General features: G+C 64.5%; 17 protein-coding genes and 1 pseudogene. 9 read left to right on the top strand and 9 right to left on the bottom strand.

Features of this window, described 5'->3' with window-relative positions; all coding sequences use genetic code 11:
- Positions 1-42: 42 nt before the first annotated feature.
- The 7 genes from tssG to QPK27_RS11585 form a co-directional block, all read right to left on the bottom strand.
- Entirely contained in the window at positions 43-1,137 is a 1,095-nt protein-coding gene (gene tssG, locus QPK27_RS11615) for a type VI secretion system baseplate subunit TssG (RefSeq protein WP_290418392.1), read from the bottom strand.
- Positions 1,101-2,945 carry a type VI secretion system baseplate subunit TssF gene (gene tssF / locus QPK27_RS11610; protein WP_290418391.1) on the bottom strand — a complete coding sequence of 615 codons (1,845 nt, stop codon included), beginning with the start codon at positions 2,943-2,945 and terminating at the stop codon, positions 1,101-1,103. Before tssF ends, tssG begins: the two co-directional genes overlap by 37 nt.
- A 1-nt stretch (position 2,946) precedes the next feature.
- Entirely contained in the window at positions 2,947-3,438 is a 492-nt protein-coding gene (gene tssE, locus QPK27_RS11605; protein WP_290418390.1) for a type VI secretion system baseplate subunit TssE, read from the bottom strand.
- A gap of 89 nt (positions 3,439-3,527) precedes the next feature.
- The gene (locus QPK27_RS11600) at positions 3,528-4,019 is read right to left on the bottom strand and encodes a type VI secretion system tube protein Hcp (protein WP_290418389.1); all 492 of its coding nucleotides are present in this window, start codon (positions 4,017-4,019) and stop codon (positions 3,528-3,530) included.
- A gap of 28 nt (positions 4,020-4,047) precedes the next feature.
- Complete coding sequence (tssC, locus tag QPK27_RS11595) at positions 4,048-5,532, bottom strand: type VI secretion system contractile sheath large subunit (RefSeq protein ID WP_290418388.1); 1,485 nt, start codon at positions 5,530-5,532, stop codon at positions 4,048-4,050.
- A 3-nt stretch (positions 5,533-5,535) separates the two neighbouring features.
- Positions 5,536-6,045 carry a type VI secretion system contractile sheath small subunit gene (tssB, locus tag QPK27_RS11590; protein WP_290418387.1) on the bottom strand — a complete coding sequence of 170 codons (510 nt, stop codon included), beginning with the start codon at positions 6,043-6,045 and terminating at the stop codon, positions 5,536-5,538.
- 84 nt (positions 6,046-6,129) lie between these two features.
- Positions 6,130-6,723, bottom strand: coding sequence for a M48 family metallopeptidase (locus QPK27_RS11585; protein ID WP_290418386.1), 594 nt, complete (start codon positions 6,721-6,723; stop codon positions 6,130-6,132).
- A gap of 239 nt (positions 6,724-6,962) precedes the next feature.
- Here QPK27_RS11585 and tssK point away from each other — a divergent pair, with 239 nt between their 5' ends.
- The 9 genes and pseudogenes from tssK (at position 6,963) to QPK27_RS11540 (ending at position 16,899) form a co-directional block, all read left to right on the top strand.
- A complete protein-coding gene (gene tssK / locus QPK27_RS11580) occupies positions 6,963-8,309 on the top strand; it encodes a type VI secretion system baseplate subunit TssK (protein ID WP_290418385.1) in 1,347 nt (448 codons plus the stop codon).
- Between the two features lie 18 nt (positions 8,310-8,327).
- Positions 8,328-9,107 carry a type IVB secretion system protein IcmH/DotU gene (icmH, locus tag QPK27_RS11575; RefSeq protein ID WP_290418384.1) on the top strand — a complete coding sequence of 260 codons (780 nt, stop codon included), beginning with the start codon at positions 8,328-8,330 and terminating at the stop codon, positions 9,105-9,107.
- On the top strand, positions 9,104-10,495 hold the full coding sequence (locus tag QPK27_RS11570; protein ID WP_290418383.1) for a type VI secretion system tip protein TssI/VgrG: 1,392 nt from the start codon (positions 9,104-9,106) through the stop codon (positions 10,493-10,495). The genes icmH and QPK27_RS11570 overlap by 4 nt, the downstream gene beginning before the upstream one ends.
- 135 nt (positions 10,496-10,630) lie before the next feature.
- Positions 10,631-11,137 (top strand): annotated as a pseudogene (locus QPK27_RS11565) (type VI secretion system Vgr family protein); the annotation flags it as partial.
- A gap of 13 nt (positions 11,138-11,150) precedes the next feature.
- The gene (locus tag QPK27_RS11560; protein ID WP_290418382.1) at positions 11,151-11,768 is read left to right on the top strand and encodes a type VI secretion system Vgr family protein; all 618 of its coding nucleotides are present in this window, start codon (positions 11,151-11,153) and stop codon (positions 11,766-11,768) included.
- Positions 11,769-12,538: 770 nt separating this feature from the next.
- Positions 12,539-13,048, top strand: a complete 510-nt coding sequence (locus QPK27_RS11555) for a hypothetical protein (protein WP_290418381.1) — start codon at positions 12,539-12,541, stop codon at positions 13,046-13,048.
- A 26-nt stretch (positions 13,049-13,074) separates the two neighbouring features.
- Complete coding sequence (locus QPK27_RS11550; RefSeq protein ID WP_290418380.1) at positions 13,075-13,362, top strand: hypothetical protein; 288 nt, start codon at positions 13,075-13,077, stop codon at positions 13,360-13,362.
- Positions 13,363-13,631: 269 nt separating this feature from the next.
- Positions 13,632-13,928 (top strand): hypothetical protein, encoded by a 297-nt coding sequence (locus tag QPK27_RS11545; RefSeq protein ID WP_290418379.1) that lies wholly within the window; start codon positions 13,632-13,634, stop codon positions 13,926-13,928.
- A 238-nt stretch (positions 13,929-14,166) separates the two neighbouring features.
- Positions 14,167-16,899 (top strand): TonB-dependent receptor, encoded by a 2,733-nt coding sequence (locus tag QPK27_RS11540; RefSeq protein ID WP_290418378.1) that lies wholly within the window; start codon positions 14,167-14,169, stop codon positions 16,897-16,899.
- A gap of 59 nt (positions 16,900-16,958) precedes the next feature.
- Here QPK27_RS11540 and QPK27_RS11535 read toward each other — a convergent pair whose 3' ends face one another.
- Together QPK27_RS11535 and QPK27_RS11530 are read right to left on the bottom strand one after the other, a co-directional pair.
- Positions 16,959-18,284, bottom strand: coding sequence for a chloride channel protein (locus tag QPK27_RS11535; RefSeq protein ID WP_290418377.1), 1,326 nt, complete (start codon positions 18,282-18,284; stop codon positions 16,959-16,961).
- A gap of 98 nt (positions 18,285-18,382) precedes the next feature.
- A complete protein-coding gene (locus QPK27_RS11530; RefSeq protein ID WP_290418376.1) occupies positions 18,383-19,660 on the bottom strand; it encodes a sugar MFS transporter in 1,278 nt (425 codons plus the stop codon).
- Between the last annotated feature and the right edge of the window lie 23 nt (positions 19,661-19,683).

Raw genomic sequence — 19,683 nt, 5'->3', positions numbered from 1 at the left:
TCCTTATTGGTATGGTTAGTGAGAAAAGAATGAAGTTGCCCGCTACAGCGCCGCCAGTTCGTAGCGCAGGTCGTCGCGGTCGCGCGTCTCGGCCTGGGTCGACAGGAAGCTGTCCCAGCCCAGCCGGCCGCCGATGCGGTTGTCGCTGAGCGTGACGCCCTCGACCTCGGGCGCGCGCAGCACCACGTGCACTTCGTATTCCAGGGTCAGGCCCGTGAACATCGACAGCATGCGGCCCAGCGCGCGCGCCGCCAGGCCGCCGGGAAGAAAGGCTTCATAGCCGGAGCGGCTCAGGGGTCCGATCGTCAGCCGCATGCGCAGGTCGCGCTGCCACACCCGCCCGCCCACCAGCGCGCTCACGCCCAGGGCGGCGTTGGCGCCGCCGAGCGTGGTCTGCTGCTCGCGCGGCACGTCGTACCAGGCGCCGATGAACTGGGTGACGGCGATCGGCTCGCCGAAATAGTCGCTCAGCACCTTGCCGACCAGGGCGGCCGACGCCGGCCGGTGGCGCATGGCGGCGGCGAAGTAGGCCACCGATTCGTCCAGCACCCCATCGCCGTCGTCGGACAGGCGGTGCTTGAGCGCGTGATTGCCGATGCCGGCCATCGACAGCAGCAGCGGCAGGAAGCGGTCCTGGCCGTCGACCGCGTACTGCAGTTCGAGCCGGTACTTGCGCCACGCTTCATAGAACAGCGCCAGGCTGCGGTTCGAGAACGCATCGAGAAACGCGCGCGGGCCGTCGTCGCGCTCGTACAGCGCGTGCGCCGCCACCCGCTCGGTGTAGTGCGCCGGCAGCGCGCCGGCGGTGCCGAGGAAACCCATGAAGGCCGGCGTGATGCGGATGTACTTCACTTCGCCGCGGCGCAGCGCCTCGCCCAGGGCCTCGCCATCGACCACGTCGCCCTGCCCTTCGGGCCGCGGCTCGGGCGCCATCGCTTCGAGCTGGCTGGCCGGGAAATCCAGCGACAGCGAATTCTGGAAGCGCAGGAAGCTGGCCACGGCGCCTTCGCGCGCCAGCCCGTTGCGCTTGAGCCAGAGCTCGAGCATGCGCACCGCCTGGAAGAACTGGAACCGGTACGGCTGCGCGAACAGCCGCGCGATTACACTAGGCTCGAATCGCCGCTGCGGGGTGCGCATCGCCAGATTTCCTCTCCGGTTTTACGGGAAACGATCGTCAGTTGGACGAAGCTGTTGGCGTGCACGTACAGGCCAAGGAAGCACTCGATCACGTGGGCAAACGCATGGATGCCGCTGCCGATGAAGGCCTCTTCGTCGATCGTCAGGCGCACCTCGATGCCGCGCACCAGGCAGGCGAACGGATTGCCCGGCAACCAGGCGTTGGCCGCCTTCGAGTCGATCGCATGAACGCCGCGGATCTGGCGCTGCGAGATCGGCGAGCGTGGCAGGTCGTACAGGGTCAGCATCTCGCGGAAGGCCTCGACGCCGCTGTCGGCCAGCGACAGGTGGTTCAGCGCCAGGTGCGACACCAGGCGCCAGTGAGCGCCGCGCCCGCGCTCGAAGCGCTGCGCCGGACTCGGACGGCGCAGGAATGCGATGCTGCGCACGCTCGATCCGCCTTCCAGGAACAGGTCGCCGCCCGGCAGGCCGTAGCTCAATGCCGCCGGCATGTCGCGGTTGGTGCAGGTCAGTTCCAGGCTCAGGGTGTCGGTCTCGATCGCGGCCGGGTCGAAGTCGATGTCGACCACCGAGATCTCGGTTTCGTAGCCGGGGCTTTTCAGCGCCACCAGTTCGTCGCGCCGCATCACCCAGTAGTGGCCGTGCTTGGCCGGCGTCTCGCCGTGGCGCAGCGAATAGAACGGGCGGAACTCGGTCACCGATTCGCCCTGCGGCGTCTGGCGCACCAGTTTCACCGAGTCGATCGACTGCACCTCGAAGGCGTAGGCGCGGCGCGCGTCGGCCAGCACCGGATAGCTGGCGGTGGCGTGCGTCAGGCGGATCGGTTCGCCGCGCTGGCGGAACAGGTTGACCACCGGCGTGCAGCCTAGCAGCAGGTTATTGGTCGACATCGTGCCCAGCATGCGCGCGGTGTTCGAGTCGGTGCGCAGGCCGCTCAAGCCCAGGTGCAGCGTGAAGCGCTTGCAGCCAGGCGGCAGCGCGGCATTGACCGCGGCGAGGTCGATATCGAAGAAGTTGAATTTCTCCGGGAAGCAGAAGTATTCGGTCAGCAGGCGGTAGGCCGGATGCGAGCGCGCCGAAAAGTCGATCAGCGACTCGTCTTCGGCAAAGCCGACCGCCTTCACCGGCGCCGCGCCGAGCGGCGTCCAGCGCCCGCTGGGTTCCGGCTCGACCCAGGCTTTCACGGTGCGCATGAACAGCGCATCGCGCAACGCGGCGCAGAACGACGGCTCGCCGTCGATGAACACGCGCAGCGCCGTCACGCCGAGCTGGCCGATGGTGACCTGGGCCGCGGTGGTTTCGATGCAGATCGCGATGCTCGAACCGACGCCGGGCGGCAGCATCACGGCTTCCGGGGCCTCGATGATCGGGTGGAACGCCGCCTGGCTCAATGCCAGCGGCGCCAGCGTCACCGGATAGGCGGTGCGGAACGTACAGGCCACGCCCTTCACCGGGCGGGTATCGAGCTCGGTGCCGCGCGCCAGCACCCCGGCCGCGGTCAGCTGGGCGGCGGCGGCGCTGAAGTCCATGCGCGCGATCGAGCACGAGGGAAACGGGCGCAGGTAATGCGGGTACATCACCTCGAACAGCGCTTCGGTCAGTTCGGGATAGTCGTCGTCCAGGCGCTTGGCCACGCGCGAATTCAATAGCGCGAACGACTGGATCATGCGTTCGATGTGCGGGTCTTCGCACACTTCGCCGCCCATCAGCAGGCGGCCGGCAATCTTCGGATAGCGCTCGGCGAATTCGCGCGAATAGCGGCGCAGGAATCCGAGTTCGCGCTCGTAATACGGTAACAGTTGTTCCAATCTAGCTTCCCTGGGACAGGCGGCGCGCCTTGCTGATCGTGTAGTGCAGGCTCGATGGCTGCAGCACGGCGTCGAAATTGACCGGCTCCTGCTCGGCGTGCACCACCAGCAAGGCGGTGATGGCGAAATTCAGGCGGTTGATCGCGCCTTCCTGCACCACCAGCGCGGCGCGCACGTTGCGCAGGCGCGGTTCGTGGCGCGCGATGGTCTTTTCGATGCAGGCGCAGATGTGGGCGCGGTCGTCGGTGCTCGACAAACTGAAGCCCGCGAAGTCGCTCAGGCCATAGGTGACGATCGAGCGCGCGCACTCGGGGTAGTCGCGGATGCGCAGGTCGCCGAATGCGGCGCGGGTGTTGAGCAGCGCTTCCAGGTCGCGCGCGACGCTGTCCTTGAGTTCCTCGATCGACACCCGCGACACGGTGGCAGGGCCGGCGCCGCCATTGCGTCCCCCTTCCATCAGGCGATCGAACAATCCCGGCGAAAAACCCTTCATGTGGCTCCCGAATCAAGACAATGGGGTCGCGGCGACGGCGACATGGCATTGCCGGGCCGCGCCGCCGCGCAGGCTCAATCCAACCGCAATCAGGCGGTCTTGTTGGCCGACAGGTCCCAGCCGCCCGAGGTGTTGCCGCCCGAACCGCCGCCGACCTTTTGCTGGGTGTACTTCCACTTGACCTTGGAGTACTTCAGCGCCACGGTTTCGCCCAGGATGTCGCCCGGGTTGACCGCCGGCGCCACGTTGCTGATCAGGACGTTCTCGAGCTCGATCTCGAAGTACTTGATGCGTTCGCCCTGGCCGTCGGCGCGCAGGAATTCGAACTTGGCTTTCGGGATGGTCTTGCCCGACGAGCAGTTCTGCAGCAGCAGCGGGGTGGCCAGGTCGGCCAGCTTGGACACCACGATGTCCTTGTGCTCGGTGCGCTCGGCGGTGTGGCCGCCGCCGGTCGACGCGGTGGCCGACTTCGGCTGCAGCACTTCCCACTGGACCGAACGGCATTCGATCCAGTCTTTGTGTTGGGTGTCGGTGGACTCGCCCTTGATGCCGTCAATTTGCAGGTATACGTCGATGGCCATGCTAGTTCCTTCAGTAGATTAGTAAAAGTTAGGACTTGGTCGATTGAGGCAGCTCCGCGACCAGACGGAGTGAGACAGACAGCTCGTCGAGCTGGAAATGCGGACGCAGGAACGACACCGCGCGGTACACGCCCGGGCGGCCCGGCACTTCGGACACCTGCACGCTGGCTTCGCGCAGCGGGAATTGCGCCTTCTGTTCCTGGCTGGCGTTATCGTCGAGCAGCACGTACTGGGTCAGCCAGCGATTCAGGAAGTCTTCCACGTTGGCGGCCGAGGCGAAGCTGCCGATCTTGTCACGCATCATCGCCTTCATGTAGTGGGCGATGCGCGACACGGCGAAGATGTATTGCAGCTGGGCCGACAGCACGGCGTTGGCGTTGGCGGCGTCGCTGTTGTACTTCTTGGCCTTCTGCGCCGACTGGGCGCCGAAGAAGGCGGCGTAGTCGGTGTTCTTGCAGTGCACCAGCGAGATGAAACCGAGGTCGCTGAGTTCCTTCTCGCGGCGGTCGGTGATCGCGATCTCGGTCGGGCATTTGAGCGCCACTTCGCCTTCGTCGGTCTTGAACGTGTGGGTCGGCAGGTCTTCCACCAGGCCGCCGCCTTCGACGCCGCGGATCGCCGCACACCAGCCGAAGTCCTCGAAGGCGCTGGTCAGGCGCGCGCCGAACGCATACGCCGCGTTGCACCACAAGTACTTCTCGTGGTCGGTGCCGTCGACGTCCTCGACGAAGTTGAAGCCTTCCACCGTGGCGCCGTCGGCCGGGTGGAACGGCAGCCGGCCCAGGAAGCGCGGCAGCGTCAGGCCGACGTAGCGCGCGTCTTCCGATTCGCGGAACGATTTCCACTTGGCGTATTCGACGGTGTCGAACACCTTCGACAGGTCGCGTGGCTTACCCAGGTCGCTGTAGGTCTCGAGGCCGAACAGCTCGGGCGAAGCGGCCGAGATGAACGGCGCGTGCGAGGCAGCCGCCACGTGCGACATCTGCTCGATGAAGTACATGTCTTCCGGCTGGCGCGTGATCTCGTAGTCGCCGATCAGGGCGCCGAACGGGGCGCCGCCGAAGGTGCCGAATTCTTCTTCGTAGACCTTCTTGAACATGGTCGACTGGTCGAATTCGAGCGCGCTCTGGAAGTCCTTGACCAGCTCGCGCTTGGTGGCGTTGAGCATCTTGATCTTGAGGTTCTGGCCGGTCGAGGAGTTCTTGACCAGGTAGTTCAGGCCAGTCCAGCTGCTCTCGATCTTCTGGAATTCCGGCGCGTGCATGATGGCGCTCAGCTGGCGCGAGATCATGGCGTCGATTTCCGCCACGCGGGCGTCGATGGTCGCGGCCAGGTTGTTCGACACCACCACCGTGCCTTCCATCACTTGCGACACCAGTTCGGAAATGATGTCCTTGGCGCGCGCATGCTCGGTGCTCGACTTGGCCACCTTGCTCTGCTCGACGATCTGGTCCAGCAATGCCAGTTCGGTGGTGGCCGCGCCGGCGGCCTGGGACGAGGTTTGGACGGACATGGTTCAGTCTTTCTTGGCAGGGGTTTGCTGGCCCAGTTCGGCCAGCTTCTCGGTGCTGGTCAGCACGTCGCTGAGGAGGTCTTCCAGCTTGTCGTTGCCGGCCATCTTGTTGCGCAGGTCGGCCAGCTTGGTGCGCGCTTCCAGCAGTTTTTTCAAAGGCTCGACCTGCTGCACCACCGACTCGGGACGGAAGTCGTCCATCGACTTGAAGGTCAGGTCGACCCCGAACTTGCCGCTGCCGTCACCCAGCTCGTCGGCCACCTGGAAGGCGGCGCGCGGTTCGATGCCCTTCATCACCTCGTCGAAATTGTCGCGGTCGACGCCGACGAACTTGCGTTCCTTGAGACGCTTCTGCTCGACCTGCGACTGGCCGCCGAAGTCGCCCACCACGCCCATCACGAACGGCAGCTCCTTGTTTTCGATCGCGTCGCCGATCTCGACGTCATAGGTCATGTGGACCCGCGGTGGACGCACTTTCTGCAGGCGTTTCTGGACACTTTCTTTTTTCGACATGAGGTTCCCCATTTCACATGAACGGCGGCGCGCTGGCGGCGCCGGTATTGGCTTGCAGTGCAGGCAGCCGCTTGTTTCAGCTGCTTATTTCAACGCGTCGAACGGATCGGCGCTGCTCTCGCTGTTCTGGCGCGCGCTGCGGCGCGTCGAGCGCGGCGGGTTGGCATTGCCGGCGCGCGCCCGCGGTGCCGGCGGTGGCGGCGGCACCAGGTCTTGCTGGCCCAGGCTCTCGCGCAGCAGCTTGGCCAGGTCCTGCGACTCGGTGCGCAGCGAACCGGACAGGTTGTTCTGGCTGCGCAGGTCGGCCAGCGCGCGCGTCGCCAGGCGCAGGCCGCCGATGGCGAGAATGCTGTTGGCCAGCTGGTCGTTGGGGTCGCGCACCTTGATTTCCTCGGCGCTGACGATCGCTTCGCCGTACTGGCCGGCGTCGAAACGCGTCTGGGCGATCCTGGTCCACGGCTCCTTGTCGGCCGGGAAGGCGGTGGCGGCCTGGCGCCACAGCGTGATCGCAGCTTCCTTCTGGCCGGCGCCGTCGGCGGCCGCCGCCTTGCTCATCAGCTCGGCCAGCGTCGGCGGCGCCGCCACCGTGGACTTGGTCGGCACCGTGCTGCAGGCGCTCAGCGCCAAGGCGCACAGGGCGCCGCCGACAAGGCGGCGCAGGCTGGGGGTTGTTCTCATGCGGTCCTCAAAAAATTGTTTAGGCATAGTAGCTAATCATTATTGCTCGACTGTCATGCCCGGAAAAATACCATAAATCGGGCGAAAGGCGTTCACAGCAGCTCTACGGGACAAGCTCATGCGGCGTGGGTATTCCATGCTGAGCACGTTACAACACCCCCCTTACCGCTTCTCACTTTTCGATGTTATTGTCTTGTCAGTTGTAAGCGAGCATTAATCAAGCGTCAATAGGGTATGCAATGAGCATTTCTGGAAAACTTCTTTGGGGTGAGGGGTTGTTTCTGCGGCCCCAGCATTTTCAGCAGCAAGACCGCTACCACGAGACGCGCCTGCGCGAAAGCGTGCGGGCGCTGCATCCGTATTGCTGGGGAGTAAGCCAGCTGCAGGTCGATAAAGATGCCTTGCAGAACGACACGCTGCGCCTGCTGGAACTGACAGTCTACTTCCCGGACGGTGAAATCTACGCCGCGCCGGGCGCCGACGACCTGCCGCCCGAGATCGACCTGGGCGCGATTCCGCGCGGCCAGCAAGAGCTGACCTTCTACGCCGCCCTGCCCGCGTTTAAACATTTCGGCGGCAATTTCGCGCCCGAAGGCCAAAGCAACAACGCCGCACGTTTCGCCCAGCACAACGCCGACACGCCCGACCTGTACACCCAGGCCGCCAGCGCCCAGCTGGCCTACCTGAAGAAGTCGCTGCGTCTGGTGCAGGAATCCGAGCCGCGCGACTCCTACGTCTCGGTACCGCTGCTGCGCCTGCGCCGCCTGTCCACCGGCGGCTTCGAGCAGGACCCGACCTTCATCCCGCCCAGCCTGTCGATCCGCAGCGCGCCGCTCTTGTTCCTGCAGCTGCGCCGCCTGCTCGACGCGCTGCAGGCCAAGGTCGACGCCCTGTACGGCCACCACCGCGAGCCGAGCAAGCACGTGATCGAATTCCGCTCGGGCGACATGTCGAGCTTCTGGCTGCTGCACACGGCCAGTTCGGCGCACGCCTCGCTGAGCCACTACTTCCATCATCCGACCCTGCATCCGGAGCGCCTGTACGAAGCGCTGCTGAGCCTGGCCGGGGCGCTGATGACGTTCTCCAAGAGCGTGTCGCTGGGCGACCTGCCGCCCTACGAGCACCTGAACCCGGGCCCCGGCTTCGCGCGCCTGCACGCGATCATCCGCGAGCTGCTCGACACCGTGATCTCGTCCAAGTACTTCGCGATCGCCCTCAACGAGGTCAAGCCGTCGTACCACCACGGCATGCTCGACTCGGGCAAGATCGACGCCCAGACCAGTTTCTATCTCGGCGTCTCGGCCGACCTGCCGGGCGTGGAACTGGTGGACATCGTGCCGCTGCGCTTCAAGGTCGGCGCCCCCGACGACGTCGAGAAGTTCGTGCTGTCGGCGATGCCCGGCGTGCGTCTGGCGCACGCGCCGCAGGTGCCGGCGGCGGTACCGGTGCGGCCCGACACCTATTATTTTTCCCTCGACCCCAAGGGCCAGATGTACGAGCGCATGCTGCAGGCGCAATCGATCTCGATCTACGTGCCATCCGGCCTGCGCGACCTGAAGCTCGACCTGGTCGCCGTCACTTCCTGAACCTGACCTGTTTTTGCCATGACTTCCAGCGCTCCTTCCCTGATCCCCGGCGGCCAGCCATCGTTTACGCCCGTGGTGGCGGCCGGTCCCGGCACCGAACACACGCTGATGGACCTGATGTACGACGGGTTCTACGCCCTGTTCATGCTCAAGAACGGCAACGGCCCGCAATCCGAAGCCGAGTTCCGCAACAAGCTGACCCGCTTCCTGGACGACTTCACGCGCGACGCCAGGAAGCAGAACGCCTCGCCCGACGACATCGACAACGCCAAATATGCGTTCTGCGCCGCGGTCGACGAAATCATCCTGCGTTCGCCCTACGCCATCCGCGACGACTGGGCCCGGCGTCCGCTGCAGCTGGTGCTGTTCGGCGACCAGCTGGCCGGCGAAAACTTCTTCAACCGCCTGGAAGACCTTCGCGCGCGCGGCAGCGCCCACCTGGAAGCGCTCGAGGTTTTCCATATGTGCCTGCTGCTCGGCTTCCAAGGCCGCTACATGATCGAGGGTTCCGAGAAGCTGGCCTACCTGACCTCGCGCCTGGGCGACGAGATCGCCCACATGAAGGGCCGCAAGGGCGGCTTCGCCCCGCACGCCGAACGGCCCGACCAGATCATCCACAAGCTGCGCAATGACGTGCCGCTGTGGGTACTGTGCTCGGTGTTCGCGCTGGTGTGCGCGCTCGGCTACATGGGCCTGCGCACCATGCTGGGCAAAGGCACCGAGACGACGCTGAGCGCCTATAACGACGTCGTCAAACTGGCGCCCCGGCAGGCCAACCTGACCATCACGCTGCCGTGATCGCGCTGTCGGACCTGGCGGGCCTGGCCGGCATCGACGCCCTGTTCGGCGTCAAACTGAGCCAGCATGCGCGCCTGATCACGCTCGCCACCGCGCAGGATGCGGCGCTGCCGCAGGCGCTGGTGGCAGAACGATTCTCGGGGCGCGAGGGCGTCAACGAACTGTTCGACTTCGAGATCGACGCGCTGAGCACCTCGACCGACCTCGATCTGGCCGAATTCATCGGCGAAGAGATCACGCTCGGCCTGTTGCAGCCGGATGGATCGCGGCGTTCGTGGCACGGCCTGTGCGTGGATGCCGAATGGCTCGGCGCCGATGGCGGGCTGGCCCGCTATCGCCTGCACCTGCAGCCGGCGCTGGCCCTGCTCGGACTGCGGCGCGACAGCTACATCTTCCAGGACAAGAACGCGCGCGACCTGATTACCGAGCTGCTGTCGGATTATCCGCAAGTGCGCTTCGAGTTCGACGTGTCGCAGGAACTGGCGGTGCGGCCGATCTGGACCCAGTACCGCGAGAGCGACCTGGAATTCCTGCAGCGGGTGCTGGCGGCGGAGGGATTGAGCTGGCGTTTCGAGCATGACCAGGGGGACGCTTCGCCCTCCGATGGCCAGCAGCACGCGCGGCACAAGGTCGTGTTCTTCGACAGCATGGCCGCCCTGCCCGCGACGCCCGGCGGCGACGTACTGCGCTTTCACGGCGTGCGCGCCACCGACGTGGATGACGCGATCGACGGCTTCGCCGCGCGGCGGCAGGTAGCGGCCAATGCGGTCACCATCAGCAGCTGGGATCCGACCCAGCTGCTGGCGCCGGCGGCCGAGCAAAGCAGCAACCTGGAGATCGGCGAACTGCCGGCGCTGGCGATCTACGACGGCAGCGCCGAGCGGCGCCACCTCGACAATGCCGACGCCGACCTGCACAGCCGCCTGATGCTGCAGGCGCTGGAGCTGGACAACAAACAGTTCGAGGGCGCCGGCGCGGTGCGGCGCATGGCGGCCGGGCATGGCTTCCAGCTGACCCAGCACGAGAACCATGGCGACGGCGCCAACCTGTTCACGGCGCTGTGGGTCGAGCACGAGTCGCGCAACAACTTCGGACCGGCGCTGGACGGCGCCATCAAGCAGCTGCTGGCGGCGGGCAAGGAGGCTGCAGGCGCCCTCGCCCGCTTCGTCGGCGACGAGCTGGAACCGGGCACCTATCGCAACCGCTTCGCCTGCGTGCGCGACACGGTCGCCATCGTGCCGCGCGCCAGTGCAGCGCGCTTCGCCGGCGCCGCGCTCGGACCGCAGACGGCGCTGATCGTCGGCCTGCCGGAGACGATCAACACCACCACCCGCGAGCACCAGGTGCGCANTGGCTGCTGTTCTCGCGATACTGTTAATCGGGTGTGATGCAAAGGATAAACAAGACAAATCCTCGACCAATCTCACTGCGCTGAGAGAACTGATCGATTTGCAATTTCCTCACACCAGCGCACGCTGAGAAGTGGTTGCCACGCTCGAGGATAAAGGTGGCATACCCGTCCCTTCCAGTTCGCCTGGCAGCGCGGCGCGGCCAGCAACCCGGGCGGACTGGCGCACGACACCGACGAAAAAGGCAATGCACCGGGCAACGACGCCTCCGGCACCTGGGTGCGGGTGGCCGAAGCGCTGGCCGGGCCGAACTGGGGCTCGCAGTTCACGCCGCGCATCGGCACCGAAGTGCTGGTCGACTTTATCGAAGGCGACATGGACCGGCCGCTGGTGGTGGCGCAGCTGTACACCGGGTCGGATACGCCGCCGTTCTCGGCCGGGGTCGATACCGAGGTCAATCATGCGGGCGTGATCTCGGGGATACACAGCAATAACTTCGATGGCGGCGGGTATAACCAGTGGGTGGTCGACGACACCAGCGGGCAGGTGCGCACGCGGCTGGCGACCAGCAGCGCGGCCACGCAGCTCAATCTCGGGTATCTGGTGCAACAAGCGGTCGGCTCGGCGCAGCGCGGAAGTTATCGTGGGCAGGGGTTCGAGTTGCGGACCGATGCCTGGGCGGTGGTGCGTGGCGGTGAANTTCTCGGCCGGGGTCGATACCGAGGTCAATCATGCGGGCGTGATCTCGGGGATACACAGCAATAACTTCGATGGCGGCGGGTATAACCAGTGGGTGGTCGACGACACCAGCGGGCAGGTGCGCACGCGGCTGGCGACCAGCAGCGCGGCCACGCAGCTCAATCTCGGGTATCTGGTGCAACAAGCGGTCGGCTCGGCGCAGCGCGGAAGTTATCGTGGGCAGGGGTTCGAGTTGCGGACCGATGCCTGGGCGGTGGTGCGCGGCGGTGAAGGGACCTTGATTTCGGCGACGGCGCGGGCGCAGCAAGGCAGCGGCGTGACGTCGACGCAGCTCGATAGCGCGGAGGCGGTGGGGTTGCTGCGCGGGGCTGCGCAATTGAATACTGTACTGATCGATGCGGCCGGTCAGCAGAAGGCGTTGTCGAGCAAGGATGCGCAGCAGGCGCAGAAGGATTTCATCGGGCAGGTCGATCCGGAGCAGAGTGGAAAGTTCCATGCCGGCGTTGGTGGGCAGGATGCCCTCACGGCGAATGACGGTGCGCGCGAGCTCGATGCGTCTGCTCCGGTGGAGAAGTTTCTATCACTGCCAGCATCATCGGGGCCATTCCATTAATATTGATGCCCCTTCCGTCTTCTGCGACTTCTCGGCTTGGTACCGCAGAGGTTCGCCAGGACCAAGATTATCCATGCTTCGCGATTCCCATGAATCGGGAAACACGTAATGGCGTCCCGTTTTATGGGATTTTCGTTAAAGAAGACCGGATGGAAGGGCCTGAAGAATTAGTGAAAGATATGTGGACATCCGAGGATCTGAACTTCCCTCCTCGAAGTCACCTGCATCCCGATCAATGTATCCGGTACGGTGAAAAACTCGAGGCACACACACAGAGCACCCCAAAACCCCTTGATTTATACAAAATATATTACTTAAGTATAATTGCAAAGGAAGAAGGTTCAAATATAATCTCTTATGTTGCAAATTTCTGCATCATACCTGACCAACTAGGACGACATCGCGTCCAAATGATTGTGCCAGATAACAGCCTCGGCAAGGCACGCTTTGACGTTTGTACTAAATCGCGATAACGCCCTCCCGCACGTGAAAATATTGATTTCATATACTTAGAAACAATGAGCTGATTCGGTATCATTTTTAGCGCTAACGACTTTCACTTAAATTATCCAGCCCAACCAATCCCATTTTGAATGCTATATCCTTGAGCCATAGTAATCGCCACATATTCATCAAACTTTTCGTGGCAATACTGATGACGCTGGGCCTAGCCTAATCCTTATGGAGTGCCTTCACCTAGTGCTGTGCAGCACAGTGTCGCGCGATTCGGTTTTTCCGCGTTTATTCTGTAAGTATAGATAAGGAGACTCATGTCTTCGCAAGCCTCATGTATTGTTTTTCTCTCGATCCTTGCAACAACCTGCAGTGCCATTGCTGCCGCGGCGCGAACCAACTGCGTTGCCGACGAAGAAATCGTGTTTTCCTGCACAGCAGGAAAAAAGACCATCTCGCTATGCGCATCGCCAGAACAGGCTCGGAATTCCTATGTCGAGTATCGGTTTTCTGCCCACGACGGCGCTACACCGTTCTTGTATCGCGCTGACGCAACTTCGAGCAGCCGTGTTTTCAATCGTGCCACACTCCTTGGCGCAAGCTCCGCCAGTACGGTCATCTGGTTTGAGAATTCCGGATACGTTTACGAAATCAGCGATCCTGTAAAAGGCGTCCGCACCGTCTCGGCTTATAAAGGCGGCAAGCAAATAGGGGTGAGTTCTTGTACCGGAGATTACTTGGGCGATTCGAACACGCCGAGTCCCGTCATCAGGCAGCGCACAAGTGAAGAGTATTTCGAGATTCTGGACGAAACGTCGAAGCTATGACATGATAGGCTTTTAAAGCAGTGTCGATGGAATCTCATGCGACTGAGACCGACACTCGCACGCGCGTGGAAGTGACCTTGCCATACTATCTGTTTTGTGGCGGCGGCATAGAGCCACGCACGGTGAAAGTCATTCTGCGGGAGGGCACGACGAAACTGGCTGTCCGCGGCAATTCCCTGACCGCTTTTCTCAACCAGCAGCCGTTTGGGGGTGAGCATCGTTTTGAAGAAGCACTCGGTGGGGAAGGAATGTCGGCATGCCGCTCCCATCTGGAAAAAATCTGGAATGCGGTTTCGCGCGAACACCGGAAATGAGGAGCTTGCTCCCACTTCGGTTCCACCATGCCATCTACGCACTCGCAGTCTTTTCGGAATGGATTGCCCATCATGCACAGGATTCTCGCGCCCGTTGTTCTAGCGATATTGTTGACCGCGTGTGTTTCAAAGGAAGATCAAGATAAGTCCTCGACCAATATCGCTGCGCTGAGAGACCTGCTCGATTTGCAATTTCCTTACACCAGTGCACGCTGGGAAGTGGTTGCCCCCCCGAATATAAAGGCGGAATACCCGGCCCTACCGATTACATGACTTTACTGGCCGAAATCGGTCCGCGCGATGATCAACGATTCAGCACCCTGCCGATTGCGGAGCCATTGCGCGCGCTGCCCAATTCCGCACGGAGTTGGATGAATGCCGAATCCTGCACTTTGCTCGGCACATCCAGCACCACATCGACCGGTCTGCGCCATCATCCCGAATGCAGAACGATCACAGGCATGCTCACGCGTTCAAGGAACAAGGTCACCGGGCACTTATGCACAAGCCGAGACCGGATGCTGCTGTATATGGTCGTCGTAGACTACACGGCTGTTATGCCTTGAAGACAAACCAGGAAACACCCATCCGGGACTGCGCCGCATGAAATCTCCGGCGTCCGCTTAGGATCCCCATAAAAGCGAGATCAGCACCTCACTGCGCTGTCAACATATGCACCACCACCCCGATCACGACCACGTTTCATATTTACAACACCCGTTGCAACTTAATTTAATATTTACCCACCCAGTTTCTCTCCCGATTACCATCCCGGTTTAAGCCGAGTTTAATCAAGGAGAAACAATGAACACGAACCTGAAAGCGGGAGCCCGCGCTGTCCGCGCCGTCCTGCTTGCGGGCGCCTGGACCACCCTGACAGGCACACTCGGCAGCACTGCCGTGGCGCAGGAAATCGCGGCCGAACTGCCGCGCGTCGAAGTCACCGGCTCCGCCATCCGCCGCGTCCAATCCGAAACCGCCCTGCCCGTCGAAATCATCTCGCGCGCCGAGATCGAAAAGACCGGGGTCACCACCGCCGCCGAGATCCTCGGCCGCGTCTCGGCCAACGTCAATGGCCTGACCGACGGCGCCAGCATCAACGTCGGCGGCGACCAGCGCGGCTTCAACAGCGCCAACCTGCGCGGCATCGGCACCTCGTCCACCCTGGTGCTGCTCAACGGCCGCCGCATGGCCAACTTCGCCTCGCCCGGCGACGACAGCGGCGTCGACCTGAACAACATCCCGGCCGCCGCGCTGGAACGCGTCGAAGTGCTGCTCGACGGCGCCTCGGCGCTGTACGGCACCGACGCCATCGGCGGCGTGATCAACTTCATCACCCGCAAGGATTACCAGGGCCTGGAGCTGAACGTCTACGGCGGCAAGACCGACGAAGGCGGCGCCGGCAAACGCACTGCCAGCATCAGCGCCGGCACCGGCGAACTGGAACGCGACGGCTACAATGTGTTCGCGGTGGCCGACTTCCAGCGCACCAATGCGCTGAACACCTCGCAGCGCAGCTTCATCCCGGGATTGCAGGTCGAGCAGCGCCTCGGCCACCTGCTGTCCGGCTACACCGGCCCGGCCAACATCCGCCTGACCTCGAACCAGCGCGACCACCTGCAGGAACTCGGCTTCACCATCAACGGCCGCCCGATCACCAACCGCCTGATCAACCTGTCGGTGCCCGATTGCGCGCCGCCGGCCAACCTCTACCTGCCGGCCGGCACCGGCGGCGTCGACGCCTGCACCTACAACTACATGGGCGACACCGAGCTGTATCCGAAGTCGGAAAAGGCGAGTCTGCTCAGCCGTGGCGTGATCAAGGTCGGCGCCGGCCACCAGGCCTATGCCGAAGTGGCGCTGACCCGCTCCAGGACCTGGTACACCGGCTCGGCCGCGCGCGTGACCGGCTACATCGACTACTCGATGGTGCCGCAACTTGCCGGCACCGGCCTCGATCAGCTGGACGACGACTATCCGGGCGAACTCGAACTGCGCATGCGCCTGAACGAAGCCGGCCAGCGCACCAGCGAACTGACCAGCGAAGGCATGCGCTTCGTGGTCGGCATGAACGGCACGCTGGGCGGCTGGGATTACGACGCCGCCTTCAACCACAGCGTCAACACCGTCAAGGACAAGGATACCCACGGCTACGTGCTATATAACGAACTGCTCGAAGGGATCGCCGACGGCCGCATCAACCCGTTCGGTCCTTCCAGCGCCGAAGGCCGCGCCCTGCTCGACAGCATCCACGTCAACGACGTGGTGCGCCGCGCGCGCGGCACGCTCGATTCGTTCGACTTCAAGTTCTCGCGCGCCCTCGCGCCAATGGAAGGCGGCGACCTGGCGCTGGCGATCGGCGGCGAAGCGCGGCGCGAGCAGAACCGCTTCACGCCCTCGGCCCTGCTCCTGAGCGACAACATCAACAACGACGCCGCGCCGGAAGGCGGCCGCGCCACCAGCGACAGCCGCAACGTCGCGGCGCTGTACGGCGAAGTGCTGCTGCCCTTCGCCAGGCAGTGGGAAGCGCAGCTCTCGGCGCGCTACGACCATTACCAGGAAGTCGGCGGCGCGGCCAGCCCGAAGATCGGCCTGAGCTACCGTCCGAGCAACGCGCTGCTGCTGCGCGCATCGGCGGGCCGGGGTTTCCGCGCGCCGACCATGAACGAACTGCACCGCCCGACCGTCTACAGCAGCACCGCCACCCTGCCCGACCCGGTGTATTGCGCCACGGTCGGGAACAACTACGCCGACTGCGCCGACAACTGGGACACGCGCCGCTACAGCAACACCGAACTGAAACCCGAGAAGAGCCGCCAGTTCTCGCTCGGCGCGGTGTTCGCGGCCGGCCGCCACGTCAGCGCTTCGCTCGACTACTGGAACATCAAGCGCACCGACTTGATCAGCGAGATCGGCGACGACATCATCCTCGGCAACCTGGCCAAGTACGGCAGCCTGGTGGTCCGCGACGAGGATGGCCTGATCGACTACATCGAACTGCGCAAGGAAAACCGCGGCGCCCAACTGGCGCGCGGGCTGGACCTGGCAGTGACGGTGCGCGGCGTCGACACGGCATTCGGCCGCTTCGGCGGACGCCTGAACGGCACCTATGTGCTGTCATCGAAGATCCAGAACGCGCCCGGCGACGCGTTCGTCAGCAACCTGAACCGCTTCGTTACCGACGGCGTGGTGCAGCGCTGGCGCCACACCGTCAGCTTCGACTGGGAGCGCGGCCCGTTCTCGACCAGCCTGCAGAACACCTGGTCGAGCGGCTATGAAGACCAGAATACGGCGATCAACATCGACGACGGCAGCGTGGTGGCGCAGAACCGTGTCGAATCGTACTCGCGCTGGGACCTGTCGGGCGCGTGGCAGGTGAGCACGCCGCTCAAGCTGCGTGTCGGCGTGCAGAACATGTTCGACGAAAGCCCGCCGTATTCGAACCAGGCCTATTACTTCCTGTCCGGCTACGATCCGAGCTACACCGACCCGCGCGGCCGCCGCTTCTACGCCAGCGCCAACTACACCTTCCGTTAAACCCGTGCCGGTCGCGTCGCCGCTCATTGCGGCGGCGCGACCGGCCTGTCAATAACGCGTCAGCGCTCCGGCCGTGGCGGCAGTTGCAGCGTCGCCAGCGCCCCATACAGCGGTGGACTGAGCACGCGCGACACCGTGCTCGAGACCACTGCGCACGCCATCAGGCTCAGCACCATGCTGTGGCCGTCCACCATTTCCATGACGATGATGAAGGCCGTCAGCGGCGCCTGCGTGGCCGCCGCCAGGAAGCCGACCATGCCCAGCGCGATCAGCGCCGCGCCGCCCGAATAGCCGGTCAGCAGCGCCACGTCGTGGCCGAGCGAGGCGCCGATCGACAGCGAGGGCGCGAAGATGCCGGCCGGGATGCCCGACCAGGCGGTGAGCCAGGTGGCGGCGAATTTGAACAGGGTGTAAGCGGCCGGCACGCTGGCCTCGTTGCCGAGCAGGCCGGCGGTGGCTTCGTTGCCGCTGCCGTAGGTGGCGCCGCCGCTGACCACGCCGATCAGTGCGACCGCCAGGCCGCAGCCGGCCGCGAAGCGCACCGGATACCGGGCGCGCCAGCGCGTCGGCAGGTCGGGCGACTGGCCGCGCAGGCACGTCACCAAGAGGCGCGCAAACAGGCCGCCGGCCAGGCCGCAGGCCAGCGCCACCAGCACGCCCGGCCCCAGCAGCGCCAGGCCGATCGGGCCCGGGTGAATCACCCCGAAATGGGTGCCGTTGCCATACACCGAGACCGAGATCAGGCCTGCCAGCACGATGCCCGCCACCAGCAGGCCGCTGTTGCGCTGCTCGGGATTACGCGACAATTCCTCGATCGCGAACATGACGCCGGCCAGCGGCGTGTTGAAGGCGGCGGCGATGCCGGCCGCGCCGCCCGCCACCAGCAGCGCGTGGGCGCTGACGCCGCTGCGCCTGGGCAGCCAGCGGCGCGCGGCCAGCATCACGCCGGCGGCGATCTGCACCGACGGGCCTTCGCGCCCGAGCGACATCCCGCCCAGGAAACCGGCCGAGGTCAGGCCGATCTTTGCCAGGCTCAGGCGCAAGGACACCAGCAGCGGCCGGCGTCCGCCCGACAGCGCCGGGTCGAGCGCGGCCACCACCTGCGGGATGCCCGAGCCGCCGGCCCCGCGCGCGTAGCGGCGCGTGGTCCAGGCGATGGCGGCGCAGACCAGCGGCGTCCACAGCAGCGGCGCCCACCACGCGACCCGGCTCAGGCCGAGGAAAGCGAAAAACGCGGTCTCGGCCAGCCAGGTGAAGCCGACCACGACCAGCCCGGCGACGGCGGCCATGCCGACCACCACGATGCGGGTATGCCAGATATTGGGGGAGATGATTTCGCGCTGAAACGCGCTACGGACGTCGTGCTGAGGGTTCTCGGGAAGCATGATGGCGGCTTGCGGGGCAAGCCGTCATTATAGCGCAAATGCATTTGCACGAATGTTCCGCTTGACTTCCCATCAAGCGGAACCGGGTGGAACGGTGCTTACTTCGCGGCGTACATCGACGCGTACTTGGCGCCGAAATACAGGATGAAGCCGTAGCACGCGGCCGGCAGCAGGAACGACAGCTGCACGCCCATCGAATCGGCCATCGCGCCCTGACCGAACGGCACCAGTGCGCCGCCGACGATGGCCATGCACAGGATGCCGGACGCCTGGCCGGTCTGCTTGCCCAGGCCGTGCAGCGCCATGCTGAAGATGGTCGGGAACATGATCGAGTTGCACAGGCCGACCGCCAGGATCGCCCACATCGCCAGGCTGCCTTGGCCGAAGGTGCCGACCAGCACCAGCGCGATCGCCAGCAGCGAATTGAAGGCCAGGGTCTTGCCCGGGCTGACCACGCGCATCACGGCGAAGCCGATGAAGCGGCCGATCATGGCGCCGCCCCAGTAGATGCTGACGTAGTGCGCGGCGTCGGCGTGCGACAGGCCGGCGATGTGCGACTCGCCCAGGAAGTTGATCAGGAAGCTGCCGATGCTGACCTCGGCGCCGACGTACAGGAAGATGCCGATCGCGCCCAGCAGCAGGTGGCGGTGCGCCAGCACCGAGCCCTTGGCTTCGGTGGCTGCCGCGATCTCTTCACCGTCGTCGATCTTCGGCAATTTCGCCATCATGAACAGCACCGCCAGCACCACCAGCGTGCCAGCCAGCGCCAGGTAGGGTCCGCGTACGCTGGCCGCTTCGGTGGCCGGATCGAGCACCGCGCCGGCCGTGGCGCCGACGGCGGACAGGATCAACAGGCCGCCGACCGCCGGGCCGATGGTGGTGCCGAGCGAATTGAAGGCTTGCGTCAAGGTCAGACGGCTCGAGGCCGTGCGCGCCGGTCCCAGCACCGCGACATAGGGGTTGGCCGCCACCTGCAGCACCGTGATGCCCGATGCCAGCACGAAGAAGGCGAACAGGAACACGCCATAGCCGCTGAACGAGGCCGGGTAGAACAGCGCGCAGCCGACCGCCGCGATCAGCAGGCCCGTGACGGCGCCCTTCTGGTAGCCGATGCGGCGGATCAGGGCGCCGGCCGGCAGCGACACGATGGCGTAGGCGCCGAAGAAGCAGAACTGCACCAGCATGGCCTGGACATAGGTCAGCGTGTAGATTGCCTTGAGGTGGGGGATCAGGACGTCGTTGAGCGACGTGATCAGGCCCCACATGAAGAACAGGATGGTGACGATGACGAGCGCACTGTTGTTGCCGTCGAGTTGCTGGGCCCCCGCGGGCCCATCCTGCTGCGCCGCGGGCGCCTTGTATGCCATGTTTGCCATGCTGTCTCCTGGTATTCGATTCT

The organism is Massilia sp. YIM B02443 (genome assembly GCF_030411955.1).
In the GTDB taxonomy this organism is placed as follows: domain Bacteria; phylum Pseudomonadota; class Gammaproteobacteria; order Burkholderiales; family Burkholderiaceae_D; genus Telluria.
This window is presented reverse-complemented; position numbering and strand designations above follow the sequence as displayed.